At 72.7% G+C, this 15,790-nt stretch carries 15 protein-coding genes; 11 read left to right on the forward strand and 4 right to left on the reverse strand.

Annotation, left to right across the window (positions count from 1 at the left end):
- Window positions 1-442: 442 nt before the first annotated feature.
- Both AB0O36_RS00560 and AB0O36_RS00565 read right to left on the reverse strand, forming a co-directional pair.
- Entirely contained in the window at window positions 443-1,765 is a 1,323-nt protein-coding gene (locus AB0O36_RS00560) for a D-arabinono-1,4-lactone oxidase (RefSeq protein WP_365101929.1), read from the reverse strand.
- Window positions 1,722-2,969, reverse strand: coding sequence for an MFS transporter (locus AB0O36_RS00565; protein WP_365101932.1), 1,248 nt, complete (start codon window positions 2,967-2,969; stop codon window positions 1,722-1,724). Before AB0O36_RS00565 ends, AB0O36_RS00560 begins: the two co-directional genes overlap by 44 nt.
- Window positions 2,970-3,164: 195 nt before the next feature.
- On the opposite strand from AB0O36_RS00565, the gene AB0O36_RS00570 reads away from it, so the two are divergent.
- On the forward strand, window positions 3,165-4,319 hold the full coding sequence (locus AB0O36_RS00570) for a ferrochelatase (protein WP_365101934.1): 1,155 nt from the start codon (window positions 3,165-3,167) through the stop codon (window positions 4,317-4,319).
- An 11-nt stretch (window positions 4,320-4,330) separates the two neighbouring features.
- Window positions 4,331-5,164: an inositol monophosphatase family protein gene (locus AB0O36_RS00575; protein WP_365101937.1), complete on the forward strand. Its 834-nt coding sequence runs from the start codon at window positions 4,331-4,333 to the stop codon at window positions 5,162-5,164.
- Between the two features lie 276 nt (window positions 5,165-5,440).
- Here the strand turns inward: AB0O36_RS00575 and AB0O36_RS00580 are convergent, their stop codons facing one another.
- Window positions 5,441-5,608, reverse strand: a complete 168-nt coding sequence (locus AB0O36_RS00580) for a hypothetical protein (protein WP_365101940.1) — start codon at window positions 5,606-5,608, stop codon at window positions 5,441-5,443.
- Window positions 5,609-5,945: 337 nt separating this feature from the next.
- On the opposite strand from AB0O36_RS00580, the gene AB0O36_RS00585 reads away from it, so the two are divergent.
- From AB0O36_RS00585 to AB0O36_RS00600, 4 genes are all read left to right on the forward strand, one after another.
- Window positions 5,946-6,599, forward strand: coding sequence for a response regulator transcription factor (locus AB0O36_RS00585; protein WP_030206113.1), 654 nt, complete (start codon window positions 5,946-5,948; stop codon window positions 6,597-6,599).
- Window positions 6,600-6,604: 5 nt separating this feature from the next.
- Window positions 6,605-7,849 (forward strand): HAMP domain-containing sensor histidine kinase, encoded by a 1,245-nt coding sequence (locus AB0O36_RS00590; protein ID WP_365101943.1) that lies wholly within the window; start codon window positions 6,605-6,607, stop codon window positions 7,847-7,849.
- Window positions 7,850-8,232: 383 nt separating this feature from the next.
- A complete protein-coding gene (locus tag AB0O36_RS00595; protein ID WP_365101946.1) occupies window positions 8,233-8,529 on the forward strand; it encodes a DUF4193 domain-containing protein in 297 nt (98 codons plus the stop codon).
- A gap of 104 nt (window positions 8,530-8,633) precedes the next feature.
- Window positions 8,634-9,488, forward strand: a complete 855-nt coding sequence (locus tag AB0O36_RS00600; protein ID WP_365101948.1) for a hypothetical protein — start codon at window positions 8,634-8,636, stop codon at window positions 9,486-9,488.
- A 268-nt stretch (window positions 9,489-9,756) separates the two neighbouring features.
- On the opposite strand, the gene AB0O36_RS00605 is transcribed toward AB0O36_RS00600, so the two are convergent.
- Entirely contained in the window at window positions 9,757-10,257 is a 501-nt protein-coding gene (locus AB0O36_RS00605) for a DUF3093 domain-containing protein (RefSeq protein ID WP_365101950.1), read from the reverse strand.
- Between the two features lie 58 nt (window positions 10,258-10,315).
- Between AB0O36_RS00605 and AB0O36_RS00610 the strand changes: the two genes are divergently transcribed.
- From AB0O36_RS00610 to AB0O36_RS00630, 5 genes are all read left to right on the forward strand, one after another.
- Window positions 10,316-10,900 carry a PaaI family thioesterase gene (locus tag AB0O36_RS00610; RefSeq protein ID WP_365101953.1) on the forward strand — a complete coding sequence of 195 codons (585 nt, stop codon included), beginning with the start codon at window positions 10,316-10,318 and terminating at the stop codon, window positions 10,898-10,900.
- Window positions 10,900-11,436, forward strand: a complete 537-nt coding sequence (dut, locus tag AB0O36_RS00615) for a dUTP diphosphatase (protein ID WP_365101956.1) — start codon at window positions 10,900-10,902, stop codon at window positions 11,434-11,436. Before AB0O36_RS00610 ends, dut begins: the two co-directional genes overlap by 1 nt.
- A 1-nt stretch (window position 11,437) precedes the next feature.
- Entirely contained in the window at window positions 11,438-12,250 is an 813-nt protein-coding gene (locus AB0O36_RS00620; RefSeq protein ID WP_365101959.1) for a DUF3710 domain-containing protein, read from the forward strand.
- A 131-nt stretch (window positions 12,251-12,381) separates the two neighbouring features.
- Window positions 12,382-15,078 carry a sensor histidine kinase KdpD gene (locus tag AB0O36_RS00625; RefSeq protein ID WP_365102524.1) on the forward strand — a complete coding sequence of 899 codons (2,697 nt, stop codon included), beginning with the start codon at window positions 12,382-12,384 and terminating at the stop codon, window positions 15,076-15,078.
- Entirely contained in the window at window positions 15,075-15,761 is a 687-nt protein-coding gene (locus tag AB0O36_RS00630; RefSeq protein WP_365101962.1) for a response regulator, read from the forward strand. Before AB0O36_RS00625 ends, AB0O36_RS00630 begins: the two co-directional genes overlap by 4 nt.
- Window positions 15,762-15,790: the final 29 nt, after the last annotated feature.

A 15,790-nucleotide genomic window follows, 5' to 3' on the forward strand; every position in this document is an offset into this window, starting at 1 on the left:
TCGCCGGTTTCGAGCGCCGTTTCTCCATCGTCGGCCCCCTCTCCCGGGTCCGGACATCCGTGAGGATGGACGGTCCCAGGGTTGGTCACAGTACTCCATTCGGGCCACCTGGGTGGACCGCCGCGCCGCCGAACTTGTCCCAGGGCTGGGGTGTTGTGGGCGCGACGGGGTCGATATGCCTGCGGACAGGGTCGATTCGGGGTGTCCTGATTCACAGGATCCACAGAAGTGGAACGATCGGCTTCGATGATTTGTCGGCGACTGCCCGCCGACTGCCCGCCGACTGCCCGCCGACTGCCCGGCAGCGGCCCGGAGAGTGTCCGGCAGCGGCCTGGCGAGTGCTCGGTAACAGCCCGGGCGAGTGCCCGGTGAGCGCCCCGGCCGGGGCGGGGTGGCCGCTCGGTCCGTCACCCCGCCCCGCTGCAACCTCCCTGACTTCGGGTCAGTCCCCGAGCACCCGCCGCAGGTAGTCGTTGGCGAACCTGCGCTCCGGGTCCAGCCGGTCCCGCAGCGCGGTGAACTCGCCGAAGCGCGGGTAGACCTCCGCGAAGTAGGCGGCGTCCCGGGTGTGCACCTTGCCCCAGTGCGGCCGGCCCCCGTGGGCGGTGAAGATGCGCTCGGCCGCGGTGAAGTAGGCCTGGTAGGGCGTGCCCCTGTACATGTGGACGGCGATGTAGGCGGTCTCCCGCCCGGACGCGGTCGACAGGGTGATGTCGTCCGCCGGGGCGGTGCGGACCTCCACCGGGAAGCTGATCCGCAGGTCCGACCGGTCGACCATGGACTTGAGTTCGCGCAGCGCCTCGACGACCCGCTCGCGCGGGAGGGCGTACTCCATCTCCACGAACCGGACCCGGCGCGGGCTGGTGAACACCTTGTACGGGATGTCCGTGTAGGTCCGGGCGGACAGGGCCCGGCTGGCGATCCGGGCGATGGAGGGAATGCTGGCGGGGACGGCGCGGCCCAGCGAGTTGACCGCCTGGAAGAGCCCGTTGGAGAGGAGTTCGTCCTCGATCCAGGCGCTGACCGCGCCGGGCGGGGCGGCCGGGCCCGTGCTGCGGTTGTTCCGCTTGGTGTTGCAGTTGCCGGTGTGCGGGAACCAGTAGAACTCGAAGTGCTCGTTCTCCGCGTGGTGCTGTTCGAATTCGGCGGTGACCCGGTCGAAGAGCATCGGCTCCTCGCGGGCGGTGAGGTGGAAGAGGGGCTCGACCGCGAAGGTGATCGCGGTGACCACGCCCAGTGCGCCGAGCCCGATCCGGGCCGCCGCGAAGACCTCGGGGTTCTCCTTCTCGGAGCAGGCCAGCAGGGTGCCGTCCGCGGTGACCAGCTCCAGGCCGCGGATCTGCGCGGCGATGGAGGCGGAGTCCCGGCCGGTGCCGTGGGTGCCGGTGCCGGTCGCGCCGGAGACCGTCTGCTCCATGATGTCGCCCATGTTGGTCAGCGACAGGCCCTCCCGGGCCAGGGCCCGGTTGAGGTCCTTGAGCGAGGTCCCGGCGGCCACCGTGACCGTGCCGGCGGGCCGGTCGAGCGCGAGGATCCCGGCCAGGGCCTGCGGCCGTATGAGCACGCCGTCGGTGACGGCGGCCGCGGTGAAGGAGTGGCCGGTGCCGACCGCCTTCACCCGCAGTCCGTCCTCGGCGGCCCGGCGGACCGCCTCCTGAAGCTCCCCGACCGAGGCCGGGGTCACCACACGGGCGGGTGTGGCCGTGACGTTGCCCGCCCAGTTACGCCACTCGGTCCCGTACTTCGCTGCTGTCGCCGTCCCCATCGGTAGAGGGCTCCTCCCCTAGCGCCGACCTCGTCAGCCGGCGGTAACCCGCGAACGCCACCGCCGCCGCGGCCGCTCCCGCCGAGATGGAGACCACGTATCCGGCGCGCGCCCCGGACATGTCGGCGACCTGTCCGGTCAGGGACGACCCTGCCGCGACCCCGACCGCCAGACCGGTGCTGATCCAGGTCATGCCCTCGGTCAGCTTCGCGCGCGGTACGTGCTTCTCGATCAGGGCCATCGTGGTGATCATCGTGGGAGCGATGGCGAGGCCCGAGACGAAGAGCGCCACGGCCAGAAACGGCAAGTTCCCGGCCAGTAGGAGGGGGATCATACTCACGGCCATCGCCACCACGCCCAGGACCCACCTGGGCTCGGCCCGGCCCTTCAGCTTCAGCAGGCCGAAGACGATGCCCGCCACCATGGAGCCGAACGCCCAGATCGCCAGGACGATCCCGGTGAGGTTCTTGTGGCCCAGGTCCTCCGCGTACGCCAGTGTCGCGGTGTCGATGGAGCCGAAGATGGCGCCGGTGGCCACGAAGGTGAGGGTGAGGACCTGCAGGCCCGGCGAGCGCAGTGCGGAGGTCTTGTCGGCCTGCTCGGCGCGCGGGTGCGGGGCCGGCTCGGTGGCGCGCTGCGCGGTCAGCCACCAGACGCCGACCAGGAGGAAGGCGGCGGCGATCAGCGGTCCGGCCTCGGGAAACCAGACGGTCGACAGGGTGATCGAGATGATCGGGCCGAAGATGAAGCAGACCTCGTCGAGCACGGACTCGAAGGAGTACGCGGTGTGCATCTGGGGCGTGTCCCGGTAGATGGCCGTCCAGCGGGCCCGGGTCATGGAGCCCACGCTCGGCACGCAGCCGGCGATCACGCAGCAGACGAACAGGGTCCAGTCCGGCCAGCCCTGGGAGGCGGCCACCAGCAGGACCGCGACGGAGAGGAAGCACACCAGTGCGGTCGGCCGCAGCACCTTCCGCTGCCCGTGCTGGTCGACCAGCCGGGAGATCTGGGGTCCCACCGCGGCGGCGGAGAGCGCGAGCGTGGCGGTGAGGGCACTGGCCAGGCCGTAACGGCCGGTGAACTCCGAGATCATGGTCAGGATGCCGACCCCGACCATGGACAGCGGCAGCCGCCCGATGAATCCGGCGGTGGTGAACGCCGTGGTGCCGGGGGCCGCGAATATCGCGCGGTAGGGACTGGGCAAGGCGTGCCCTCCGTAAGGGACGTGGTCAATTCGAACAGATTACGTTCGCGCGGTCCGGGGCGCACTGGCTGTCCAGGCAGCGGGATCATGGAAAGTAAGGGTTACCTTACCTGTCGCGCGCTGAGGGTGTCCTAACCTGTGGGATTCCAGCGGGCCGGTTACCGCCGGTCTGCGGCGGGTGGCAGGATTCCAGACATGTCTGACCAGCGCCCGAACCCCGAAGGCGGATCCGCCCGCCCCTACGACGCCCTGCTGCTGCTGTCCTTCGGCGGCCCGGAGGGTCCCGACGACGTCGTGCCCTTCCTGGAGAACGTCACCCGCGGCCGGGGCATCCCGAGGGAGCGCCTCAAGGAGGTCGGACAGCACTACTTCGGCTTCGGCGGGGTCAGCCCGATCAACGCGCAGAACCGGGAGCTGCTGGACGCCCTCCGCAAGGACTTCGCCGAGCACGGCCTGGACCTCCCGGTGTACTGGGGCAACCGGAACTGGGGCCCGTACCTGAACGACGTGATGCGCGAGATGGCCGCCGACGGCCGCCGCCGCATCGCCGTCCTCGCGACCAGCGCGTACGCCTCGTACTCGGGCTGCCGCCAGTACCGCGAGAACCTCGCCGACGCGCTGGCGCTGCTGGAGGCGGAGGGCTTCGACCTGCCGCGGGTGGACAAGCTGCGGCACTACTTCAACCACCCCGGCTTCGTCGGGCCCATGACCGACGGGGTGCTCGCCTCGCTGGACTCGCTGCCCGAGGACGTCCGCGACGGCGCCCGCCTGGTCTTCACCACCCACTCGATCCCGACGGCCGCGGCCGACACCTCCGGCCCGGTCGAGGACCACACCGGGGGCGGGGCCGGCGGCGCCTACGTCAAGCAGCACCTGGACGTGGCGGAGGTGATCGCGGCGGAGGTCGCCGCGGTCACCGGCGTGGACCGCCCCTGGGAGCTCGTCTACCAGTCGCGCAGCGGAGCCCCGCACATCCCGTGGCTGGAGCCGGACATCTGCGACCGCCTGGAGGAGCTGCACGAGGCAGGGACCGCCGCGGTGGTGATGGTCCCGATCGGGTTCGTCTCCGACCACATGGAGGTCCTCTACGACCTCGACACCGAGGCCACCGCCAAGGCCGCCGAGCTGGACCTGCCGATCCGCCGCTCGGCGACCGTCGGCGCCGATCCGCGCTTCGCGGCGGCCGTGCGCGAGCTGGTGCTGGAGCGGGCCGCGCTGGAGCGCGGGGAGCCCGTGGAGCGGTGCTGGGTGGGTGCGCTGGGGGCGTCCCACGACCTCTGCGCGGTGGGCTGCTGCCCGGCGCGCGAGGCGCGCCCCGCGGCCGCCGGCGCCGACAGCCCGTACGCGTGAGGGGCCCGGACATGGCGGACGGGAACGTGCCGGGCGGCGACGGGGCCGGCGAGGACCTTGCGCGGGAGCTGCTGGAGCTCGCCCTGGAGGCCGCCCGGCGTGCGGGCGAGCTGCTGCGGGACGGCCGCCCGGCCGACCTGTCCGTGGCCGCCACCAAGACCAGCGCCGTCGACGTGGTCACCGAGATGGACGTCGCCGCCGAGAAGCTGATCACCGGCTTCCTGGCCGAGCGCCGGCCCCGGGACGGGCTGCTCGGCGAGGAGGGCTCGGACAGCGAGGGCACCAGCGGGGTGCGGTGGGTCGTGGACCCGCTCGACGGCACGGTGAACTACCTCTACGGCCTGCCGAGCTGGGCGGTGTCCATCGCCGCCGAGTACCGGGGCGAGACCGTCGTGGGCGTGGTGTACGCGCCGATGCGCGGGGAGACGTACCACGCGGTGCGCGGCGGCGGGGCCTGGCTGGACGGCGTACGGCTGTCCTGCCGCGCGGCGGCGCCGCTGGACCAGGCGCTGATCGCGACCGGCTTCGGCTACCTGCAGGAGCGCAGGGTGCGGCAGGCGGAGGTGGCGGCCCGGGTGATCCCGCTGGTGCGGGACATCCGGCGGGGCGGGTCCGCGGCGATCGACCTGTGTGACGTGGCCTGCGGCCGGGTGGACGGCTACTACGAGCGCGGGCTCAACCCCTGGGACCTGGCCGCGGGCGAGCTGATCGCCCGCGAGGCGGGCGCGGTGACCGGAGGCAGGCCCGGTGAGGCGGCCTCCGGCGGGCTGGCGATCGCGGCGACGCCGGCGGTGTTCGCCTCGCTGCAGCCGCTGCTGGACGAAGCGGGAGCCTGGCACGACTGACCCCGGGCCGGGGTGTCGCGGTGCCGGGGTGCCGGGGTGCCGCGGTGTCGAGGGGCCCGGGGTGCCGAGGGTGCCCTGGACCGGCCCCAGGAGCCGTTCCAGGGCCTGTAGGAGGCCACCGTGGGGGTGGCCGGTCCTGCCCGGGCCAGTGGTGGTCTGTGGAGGTCTGAGGAGCCTCGTGGCGGTCCGTGGCGGTCCGTGGAGGCCGGCGGGAACGGCGACGGGGCCGGTCCGCCCCCGAGGGTGGGCCGGCCCCGCCGGGAAGGCGAAGCGTCGTCAGGCGGCGTTCACGTGCACGCCGTGCTCCGCCGCCAGGCGGTGGAGGTCGTCCAGTTCGCCCTGTTCGACCTCCGCCAGGAAGTCGTCGCCCGACTGGCGGGCCCGGTCCAGGTCGTACTGGGTGCTGCGGATCCGCTGCAGAAGCCCTGCGGTGAATGCGTCCATGGTGGTTGCGCCCCCTCTTCGTGGCACGGAGGTGTCCGGGAGGTAGGTGATCGGGTGATCGGGGTGTGCAGTCGTCCTCCCCAGCACCCTGGACCCAGAAACCTCGTGAAGCGAGGGAATCCTCACGTCCGCCTCACCTGCGCCGTACCTTCGCACCACCTCCGCATCACGTACGCCTGACGTCCGCCTGTCGTCCACCACCCGGCGGGTCCGGGGGCGCGGGAAGGCGCCCGGTGGCCGCCGTACGCCGCCTTACAGCCGGTTTACGGCCGAAACGGGCAGGATGTATGGCGGAATCGACCCTGCCCGCCCCGGGCACATGAGGAAGGAAATCGACGTGCGCGTACTCGTCGTCGAGGACGAGCAGCTGCTCGCCGATGCGGTGGCCACCGGACTGCGCAGGGAGGCCATGGCCGTCGACGTCGTGTACGACGGCGCCGCCGCCCTGGAGCGCGTAGGCGTCAACGACTACGACGTGGTCGTGCTCGACCGGGACCTCCCCCTCGTGCACGGCGACGACGTCTGCCGCAAGATCGTCGAGCTCGGCATGCCCACCCGGGTGCTGATGCTGACCGCGTCCGGTGACGTCAGCGACCGGGTCGAGGGCCTGGAGCTGGGGGCGGACGACTACCTGCCCAAGCCGTTCGCGTTCAGCGAGCTGACCGCCCGCGTGCGCGCGCTGGGCCGGCGCACCACCGTCGCGCTGCCGCCCGTCCTGGAGCGGGCCGGCATCAAGCTGGACCCGAACCGCCGCGAGGTGTTCCGGGACGGCCGCGAGGTCCAGCTGGCACCGAAGGAGTTCGCCGTGCTGGAGGTGCTGATGCGCAGCGAGGGCACCGTGGTCTCCGCCGAGCAGCTGCTGGAGAAGGCGTGGGACGAGAACACCGACCCCTTCACCAACGTGGTCCGGGTGACCGTGATGACGCTCCGCCGCAAGCTCGGCGAACCCCCGGTCATCGTGACCGTGCCCGGCTCCGGATACCGGATCTGACGCGCGTGGCGGCGACCCCGGTGCCACACCCCGCACCACCGAAACCGACCTGGGACCCCGGCCCGCCCGAGGGTCCCTTCCCGTGGCTGAGGCCGACGATCCGGATACGGCTCACGCTGCTCTACGGCGGGATGTTCCTGATCGCCGGGATCCTGCTGCTGTCGATCATCTACCTGCTGGCCGCGCAGACCATGCGGGTGGGCAGTCCCGTCCCGTTCAGGATCGTCGCCGGTCAGGACGTCAAGGTCACCAGCAGCACCTGCCCGGCCGTCGACCTGGTGCGGACCAACACCGAGCTCAACGCCGCGGTCGCCGCCTGCATGGACGTCCAGCGCAAGCACGCCCTGGACGACCTGCTGAGCCGGTCGCTGATGGCGCTGCTCGGCCTGTCGATCATCGCCTTCGCCTTCGGCTACGCGATGGCCGGCCGGGTGCTCTCGCCGCTGGGCAAGATCACCCGGACCGCCCGCCGGGTGGTCGGCTCCGACCTGACCCGGCGGATCGAGCTGGACGGCCCCGACGACGAGCTCAAGGAGCTGGCCGACACCTTCGACGAGATGCTGGACCGGCTGGAGCGGGCGTTCACCGCGCAGCAGCGCTTCGTGGCGAACGCCTCGCACGAGCTGCGGACCCCGCTCGCGATCAACCGGACCCTGTTGGAGGTGCACCTTTCCGACCCCGGCGCACCGCTGGAGCTCCAGCAGCTCGGCAAGACCCTGCTGGCCACCAACGAACGCAGCGAACAGTTGGTGGAGGGCCTGCTCCTGCTGGCCCGCAGCGAGAACCAGATCGTCGAGCGCAAGCCCGTGGACCTGGCCGAGGTCGCCTCGCGCGCCATCGACCAGGCGCGGGGCGAGGCCGACGCACTGGGCGTGGAGATCCGCGGCGAGCGCGCCCCGGCCGTGGTCCAGGGCAATGGCGTCCTGCTGGAGCGGATCGCCCTCAACCTGGTGCAGAACGCCGTCCGGTACAACGTGCCGGAAGGCGGCTGGGTGGAGGTCGCCACCGATGCCGGGCACGGCCAGGCGGTGCTCGTGGTCTCGAACACCGGCCCGGTGGTGCCCGCGTACGAGATCGACAACCTCTTCGAGCCCTTCAGGCGCCTCCGTACGGAGCGAACGGGCAGCGACAAGGGTGTCGGCCTCGGGTTGTCCATCGCGCGCTCCGTGGCGCGCGCACACGGCGGCCGGATCCACGCCGAGCCCCGGGAGGGCGGTGGCCTGGTGATGCGCGTCACCCTGCCGATCTGACGCAGGAAGCCCCTGTTCGCTCTGGGCTGAATCCCGGAAGGGGCGGACGGGCGGCTCCCTGTGTGATCGATCACAGTGGCGAGTGCCCACCCCGGTACGTTCCGTGATCTCCGAAACGCCGGAACGCCCGGGAAAGTCCGGGTTTCCGGCGCCTCGAACGGCGGAAAATACTCGGGGTGGCTTCCGTGCAGGAGGTTTCCGAACCGTGTACGGTCCGCCTCGACATATCGGCCCATCGCCCCTTCAGGCGGGCGGCCGGGTGTCGATTGAGTAACAGACCTTGATGTGAGGCAAAATCTCCGCCTCAGGTCGGGCACAAGTCCGGCCTCTCGCGCGTTACGTGCGCTGAGACACCGCTAACACCCAGAGGGGGAGAGCGAAAAATGGCAACGGACTACGACACCCCACGCAAGACCGACGACGACGTCGACAGTGACAGCCTCGAAGAACTCAAGGCTCGGCGCAACGACAAGTCCGGCACGGTCATCGACAACGACGACTTCGACGGCGTCGAGGGCCTGGAGCTGCCGGGCGCGGACCTCTCCAACGAGGAGCTGGCCGTCCGGGTGCTGCCCAAGCAGGCCGACGAGTTCACCTGCATGAGCTGCTTCCTGGTGCACCACCGCAGCCAGCTGGCGCGCGAGAAGAACGGTCAGCCCATCTGTCGCGACTGCGACTGAGGCTGCCGGCCGTGACGGGCGCGACGCCGCCCCGCAAGGAGAATTCCCCCGCTCGGCAGGAGCCGAGGGCGTGGGGGAGGTTCTTCCGCAGGCAGGGTGACGCGGTGGAGACGGACGTGGAGGCCACGGGCCCGGAGACGGGCCCCGGCGTCCCTGACGTGTCCACCGGGCCGGCCGCATTCCCGGTCCCGGTGACGGGCGGGGAAGACGCCGGCAAGGCCGCCGGACGCCGCCTGGAGGCGGTCCGCAGCGGCATGCGCAAGGGCGGCGTGACCGCCAGGGCGGTCGTCGGCTACATCGCCGACCGGATCATCGACATCGCGCCGCGCATCCCGGTACGCGACCTGACGACGCTCCGCGCCCAGTTCCCGGGCCTGGGCCCCGATCAGCTGGCCGACAAGCTGATCGCCGGCGCGGCCCACGGGTCCTCGGCCGTGGGAGCCGGGATCGGCGCGGCCGCCATGCTGCCCGCCCCGCCGGCCATGCCGGCCGAGCTGGCGGCAGAGATCACCGGAGTGGCGGCGATCGAGCTGAAGCTCATCGCCGAGCTCCACGAGGTCTACGGGCAGCGCCCGCCGGGCGGCCTCAAGGACCGCAGCATGGCCTATCTGACCTCGTGGACGGAAGAGCGCGGCATCGACCTGACCAAGCCGACCACGCTCAACGCGGCCCTCGGCGGTCAGATGAAGCGCGAACTGCGCCAGCAGATCGTGAAGCGGATGTTCCGCAACCTGCCGAACCTGATGCCCTTCATGGTCGGTGCGGCCGTGGGCGCGGTCATGAACCGCCGCGACACGAAGAAGGTCGCCGAGAAGATCCGCGGGGACCTGCGGACGCGGGCCGTCCCGTGGGACGCGCTGCCCCCGCTCCCGCCGCTGGAGCGGCCCGGCCGGCGGCTCGGCCCCGGCCCGGAGGACCCCAAGGCCCTGCAGGGCCCGGACGCCGGCCCACAGGCCTGACCACCCCCCGGCACGGGCCACCGGGCCTGCCGGCCTGACCACCGGTCGGCCCGGCCGCAGGCCGATCCGACCACCGACCGTCCGTCAGCGGGCCCACGGGTTCGAGCGCCGTCCCGGAGCGGCCGGGGACCCGGGCGGATCCGGCCCCGGACGGCCGGGTGACCGAACGCTCGGACGGCCGGACCGAACGGCCGGATGCCCGGATGACCGGATGCCCCGGGGAAGTGCCGTCGGAGCCCCGCCCGCCCGGAGCCCGGCACCCCCGCCGCTAGCGGGCCGAGGCCGCCCGGGCCGCGGTGATCGCCGCCGCCAGGGCCGCCGGCTCCCGCGTGGAGACGTAGACGTACGGCGTCGGGTCGTCCGGGTCGGTGACCTCGACCCGGACCGCCGTGGGGACGTAGCTACGCATCAGCATGAACGCCCGGGTGTCCGCCTTGTACGTGCGCCAGGCGCGCGCCTGCTCCGCGTCCAGCACCTCCGGCTCGCCCAGCGCCGAGACCGGGATCCGCGCGTCCCCCGCGGCCAGCACCCCGTTCACCACTCGAACGCGAGCACTGCCGTACGCACTCGTGGCCAGGCCCGCCAGCGCCGTGCCGCCGACCAGCCCGGCCAGCAGCGGCAGGGTGCCCAGCGGCAGCAGCATCAGGGCGCAGGCCAGCCCCAGCAGGACCGAGATCCCCCACCACGCGGCGGGGGCGCTGAGACGTTCGTCGTGGTGCGCGGACGGGCTCGCGGCGGGACCTGCGGGGGAAGGGGAGACGTGCTGCATGTCCCCAAGCTTGGCACGGGGCGACCGGTGGGTAGCCGCGCGGGTAAGGTCTCCGCCTGTGAGTGGACGAAACCCAAGCCTGACGCCCCCGGCAGATGCCGCGGCGCCGGTCCGGCACCCGGACGCCCCGGCCCCCGGGGAACTCCTCGGCGCGCACTACGAGCACTGCTTCGGCTGCGGTGCCGGACAGGCGCACGGCCTGCACCTGGAGGCCCGGGCCGGGGACGGCGTGAGCGTCACCGCCGAGTTCACCGTCAGGACCGCCCACCAGGGCGCCCCCGGTCTCGCCCACGGCGGGGTACTGGCCACCGCGCTCGACGAGACCCTCGGCTCGCTCAACTGGCTGCTGCGGGTCATCGCCGTCACCGGCCGGCTGGAGACCGACTACCTGCTCCCGGTCCCGGTGGACACCGTGCTCCACCTGTCGGCCGAGGTCACCGCCGTCGCCGGGCGGAAGATCTACTCCAGGGCCGTCGGCCGGATAGGCGGCCCCGAGGGCCCGGTCGCGGTGCGCGCCGAAGCCCTCTTCATAGAAGTCAAGGTCGACCACTTCATCGAGAACGGCCGGCCCGAGGAGATCCGGGCGGCGATGGCCGACCCGGACCAGGTCAGGCGCGCCCGCGCCTTCGAGGTGAATCCCTGATGGCACAGAGCTTCCACACCCCCGTCGACGTACTCATCAAGCGGGTTGACCCGGAGGTGCCCCTTCCGGCGTACGGCCACCCCGGCGACGCCGGCTGCGACCTGGTGACCACGCAGGCCGCCGAGCTCGCCCCCGGGGAGCGCACCGTACTCCCCACCGGGGTGTCCATCGCCCTGCCCGACGGCTACGCCGCCTTCGTGCACCCGCGGTCCGGGCTCGCGGCCCGTTGTGGGCTCGCGCTGGTGAATGCCCCGGGGACGGTGGATGCCGGGTACCGTGGGGAGATCAAGGTGATCGTGGTCAATCTCGACCCGCGCGAGAGCGTCCGGTTCGAGCGCTTCGACCGCATTGCCCAGCTGGTTGTCCAGCGGGTCGAGAAGGTGCGCTTCCACGAGGTGGCGGAACTTCCCGGCTCGGCACGGGCCGAGGGGGGTTTCGGCTCCACCGGCGGTCATGCGGCTGTGGCCGGAAACGGCGCTGGTCAGCAGGGTGGGAATGGCTACGCTTCGGTCGTATCCGACCGGGAAGGACAGTGACGTGTTCGGACGTCGCAAGAAGAACAGCTCCGTCAAGGACGGTGGCGCGGCCGAGCAGGTCGCGGGCGGCGTCGGGGCGGAGGACGAGTACTCCGACGGTGCCGACGACGCGGAGGCTGCCGAGACCGGCGAGTTCGCCGGCGGCGAGCAGCGTCGGGTGAACCTGCCGCCGGCCCCGCGGCCGGACGGCCCCTGGGACGTCTCCGAGGTGCCCGGTGATCCGGCCGAGGGCCGGGTCGACCTCGGCGGTGTCTTCGTACCGGGTGTCGAGGGCATGGAGCTCCGGGTGGAGGTCGCCGGTGACGCGATCGTCGCCGCGACCGTGGTGCTGCGCGACAGCGCCATCCAGCTCCAGGCGTTCGCGGCCCCCAAGAAGGAGGGCATCTGGGGCGAGGTCCGCGAGGAGATCGCCGCGGGCATCACCCAGCAGGGCGGACTCATCGAAGAGGTCCAGGGCCCGCTGGGCTGGGAGCTGCGCGCGCAGGTCCCGGTCCCGCTGCCGGACGGCACCCGGGGTGCGCAGCTCGTGCGCTTCGTGGGCGTGGACGGGCCGCGCTGGTTCCTGCGCGGCGTGATCTCCGGCCAGGGCGCCGTGCAGCCCGAGTCGGCGGGTCTGCTGGAGACCATCTTCCGCGACACCGTCGTGGTCCGCGGCGAGGGCCCGATGGCCCCGCGCGACCCGATCGTCCTGAAGCTGCCGACCGACGCCCAGATGGTGCCGGACGGCGTGCAGACGGAGGACCAGGAGGGTTCCCGCTTCTCCGGCGGCATGGGCCAGCTGGAGCGCGGCCCGGAGGTCACCGAGATCCGCTGACCCCGGCGCAGCCTGCCGCACGTGTCCGACGGGCCGTACACCCCTGCCCGGGGGGTACGGCCCGTCGCCGTACGTGAGGGCCGTCGCCGTACGTGAGGGAGCCGTACGCAAGAATGGGGCGCATGGGACAGATGGGGCGCGGGCGTCTGCGGATCTACCTCGGCGCGGCGCCCGGGGTCGGGAAGACGTACGCGATGCTCTCCGAGGCCCACCGGCGGCTGGAGCGGGGCGCGGACTGCGTGGTGGGGTTCGTCGAGCACCACGGGAGGCCGCGGACCGAGGACCTGCTCCACGGGCTGGAGGCGGTCCCGCGACGGCGGCTGGAGCACCGGGGGGCGGTGTTCACGGAAATGGACGTGGATGCGGTCCTGGCGCGGCGGCCGGCCGTCGTGCTGGTGGACGAGCTCGCGCACACCAACGTGCCGGGATCGCGCAACGCCAGGCGCTGGCAGGACGTCGAGGAACTCCTGGAGGCCGGGATCGACGTGGTGTCCACGGTGAACATCCAGCACCTGGAGTCGCTGGGCGACGTGGTGGAGTCGATCACGGGGGTGCGGCAGCGGGAGACCGTCCCGGACGAGGTGGTGCGGCGGGCGGACCAGATCGAGCTGGTGGACATGTCCCCGCAGGCGCTGCGCCGCCGGATGGCCCACGGGAACGTCTACCGGCCCGACCGGGTCGACGCGGCCCTGTCGAACTACTTCCGGCCGGGGAACCTCACGGCCCTGCGGGAGCTCGCGCTGCTGTGGGTGGCCGACCGGGCCGACGAGGACCTGCGCGAGTACCGCGGCGAGCACGGCATCAGGACGACCTGGCAGGCGCGGGAGCGGATCGTCGTCGGGCTGACCGGCGGCCCGGAGGGGCGGACGCTGATCCGGCGGGCGGCCCGGCTGGCGGAGAAGGGCGCGGGCGGGGAGGTCCTGGCCGTCTACATCTCCGCGAGCGACGGGCTGACCTCCGCCTCGCCCAAGGAACTCGCGCTGCAGCGCACGCTGACCGAGGACCTCGGGGGAACGTTTCACCATGTCATCGGGGACCGGGTCCCCGAAGCGCTGCTGGAGTTCGCCCGCGGGGTCAACGCCACCCAGATCGTCCTCGGCTCCAGTCGCCGAAGGGCCTGGCAGTACGTGTTCGGGCCGGGTGTCGGGGCCACCGTCGCCCGTGAGTCCGGACCGGACCTCGACGTGCACATCGTCACCCACGAGGAGGCCGCCAGGGGCCGCGGGCTGCCCGCCCCCCGCCCCGGGGCCCGCCTCGGCCGGCCCCGGATCGTCGCCGGCTGGACGGTCGGCATCGCCGGCCCGGCCCTGCTGGCGCTCCTGCTGCGGCACACCGAGACCGACCCCGGCCTGGCCAACGAGATGCTGCTGTTCCTGGCGCTCACGGTGGCCGCGGCCCTGCTGGGCGGCCTGCTGCCGGCGCTGGCCTCGGCGGCCTTCGGGTGCCTGCTGCTCAACTACTTCTTCGCCCCGCCCCTGCACCGGCTGACCGTCTCCGACCCGAAGAACATCGTCGCCATCGTGGTGTTCTTCTGGGTGGCCGCCTCGGTGGCCTCCGTGGTCGACCTGGCCGCCCGCCGCACCCAGCAGGCCGCACGGCTGCGCGCCGAGTCGGAGATCCTCTCCCTGCTGGCAGGGAGCGTGCTCCGGGAGGGGGTCCACCCCGCGGAGCCGGGGCGGGAGAGCACCCTGGGCGCCCTGCTGGAGCGGGTCCGGGAGACCTTCGCGATGGAATCGGTGGCCCTGCTGGAGCGGGACGGCGACACGGCCCCGTGGGTCCCGGCCGGCAGCGTGGGCCCGCACCCGGCGTCCCGCCCGGAGGACGCCGACGTCGACATGCCGGTCGGCGAGCACATGGCGCTCGCCCTGTCGGGGCGGGTGCTGCCCGCCGAGGACCGGCGCGTGCTGGGTGCCTTCGCCGCCCAGGCGGCCGTCGTACTGGAACGGCAGCGGCTCGTCGACGAGGCCGAGCGGGCCCGCCGGCTGGCCGAGGGCAACAAGATCCGCACCGCGCTGCTCGCCGCTGTCAGCCATGACCTGCGGACCCCGCTGGCCGGCATCAAGGCATCCGTCAGCTCACTGCGCTCCGACGACGTGGACTGGTCGGAGGAGGACCGCGCCGAACTGCTGGCCGGCATCGAGGAGAGCGCCGACCGGCTCGACCACGTGGTGGGCAACCTGCTCGACATGTCCCGGCTGCGGACCGGCACCGTGACCCCGCTGGTCCGCCCGGTCGGCCTCGACGAGGTGGTCCCGATGGCCCTGGGCGGCGTACCGGCGGACAGCGTGACGCTGGACATCCCCGAGACCCTGCCGATGGTGGAGGTCGATCCGGGGCTGCTGGAGCGCGCGGTGGCGAACGTGGTGGAGAACGCCGTCAAGTACAGCCCCGCCCGGCAGACCGTCACCGTGGCCGCCAGCGCCCTCGGGGACCGCGTCGAGCTCAGGGTCGCCGACCGCGGGCCCGGCGTGCCCGACGAGGCCAAGGAGCGCATCTTCGAGCCCTTCCAGCGGCACGGGGACGCCCCGCGCGGCGCCGGCGTGGGCCTGGGGCTCGCCGTCGCCCGGGGGTTCACCGAGGCCGTGGGCGGCACCCTGACGGCCGAGGACACCCCGGGCGGCGGACTGACCATGGTGCTGACCCTGCGTGCGGCACCCGGAGCCGGTGCGGACGGGCACGTACGCGCACCGTCGCACGGAGAAGAGAAGCGCGCCCGAGCTCAGCGCGACCGGGAGAAGCGCGACCGGGGCGAGCGCGACCTGGACGAACGCGACCAGGACAAGCGCCGGCAAGAGGAACGCGAACAAGAGAAAGCAGGACCCCAATGACCCGGGTGCTCGTGGTCGAGGACGAGCCGCAGATCGTCCGCGCCCTCGTGATCAACCTCAAGGCACGGAGGTACGAGGTCGACGCGGCCCCCGACGGCGCCACCGCCCTGGAGCTGGCGGCCGCCCGTCACCCCGACGTGGTCGTCCTCGACCTCGGCCTCCCCGACATGGACGGGGTCGAGGTGATCAAGGGCCTGCGCGGCTGGACCCGGGTCCCGATCATCGTCCTGTCCGCCCGCCACAGCTCCGACGAGAAGGTCGAGGCGCTGGACGCCGGCGCCGACGACTACGTCACCAAGCCGTTCGGCATGGACGAGCTGCTGGCGCGGCTGCGCGCGGCCGTCCGGCGGGCCGAGCCGGTCGCCTCGGCGGGCGGGGACGAGGTGGTCGTGGAGACCGCCGGCTTCACCGTGGACCTGGCCGCGAAGAAGGCGGTGCGCGACGGACGCGACGTACGCCTGACCCCCACGGAATGGCACCTCCTGGAGGTGCTGGTGCGCAACGGGGGCAAGCTGGTCAGCCAGAGGCAGCTGCTGCAGGAGGTGTGGGGGCCGTCGTACGGGACGGAGACGAACTACCTGCGGGTCTACATGGCCCAGTTGCGGCGGAAGCTGGAGGCCGACCCGGCGCATCCGGTGCACTTCATCACCGAACCCGGCATGGGCTACCGCTTCGAGCGGTAGGGGGCGGGGGTTGACAAAGGAGGGGGCTT

It is taken from the genome of Streptomyces sp. NPDC089799, from assembly GCF_040684755.1.
GTDB lineage: Bacteria > Actinomycetota > Actinomycetes > Streptomycetales > Streptomycetaceae > Streptomyces.

What these genes read in the sequence shown, in the direction of transcription:
- AB0O36_RS00560 (WP_365101929.1), bottom strand. Translation starts at nt 1,765, where the DNA reads ATGGGGACGGCGACAGCAGCGAAGTACGGGACCGAGTGGCGTAACTGG.
- AB0O36_RS00575 (WP_365101937.1), top strand. Translation starts at nt 4,331, where the DNA reads ATGGCGGACGGGAACGTGCCGGGCGGCGACGGGGCCGGCGAGGACCTT.
- AB0O36_RS00595 (WP_365101946.1), top strand. Translation starts at nt 8,233, where the DNA reads ATGGCAACGGACTACGACACCCCACGCAAGACCGACGACGACGTCGAC.
- AB0O36_RS00625 (WP_365102524.1), top strand. Translation starts at nt 12,382, where the DNA reads ATGGGGCGCGGGCGTCTGCGGATCTACCTCGGCGCGGCGCCCGGGGTC.
- dut (WP_365101956.1), top strand. Translation starts at nt 10,900, where the DNA reads ATGGCACAGAGCTTCCACACCCCCGTCGACGTACTCATCAAGCGGGTT.
- AB0O36_RS00605 (WP_365101950.1), bottom strand. Translation starts at nt 10,257, where the DNA reads ATGCAGCACGTCTCCCCTTCCCCCGCAGGTCCCGCCGCGAGCCCGTCC.
- AB0O36_RS00580 (WP_365101940.1), bottom strand. Translation starts at nt 5,608, where the DNA reads ATGGACGCATTCACCGCAGGGCTTCTGCAGCGGATCCGCAGCACCCAG.
- AB0O36_RS00630 (WP_365101962.1), top strand. Translation starts at nt 15,075, where the DNA reads ATGACCCGGGTGCTCGTGGTCGAGGACGAGCCGCAGATCGTCCGCGCC.
- AB0O36_RS00570 (WP_365101934.1), top strand. Translation starts at nt 3,165, where the DNA reads ATGTCTGACCAGCGCCCGAACCCCGAAGGCGGATCCGCCCGCCCCTAC.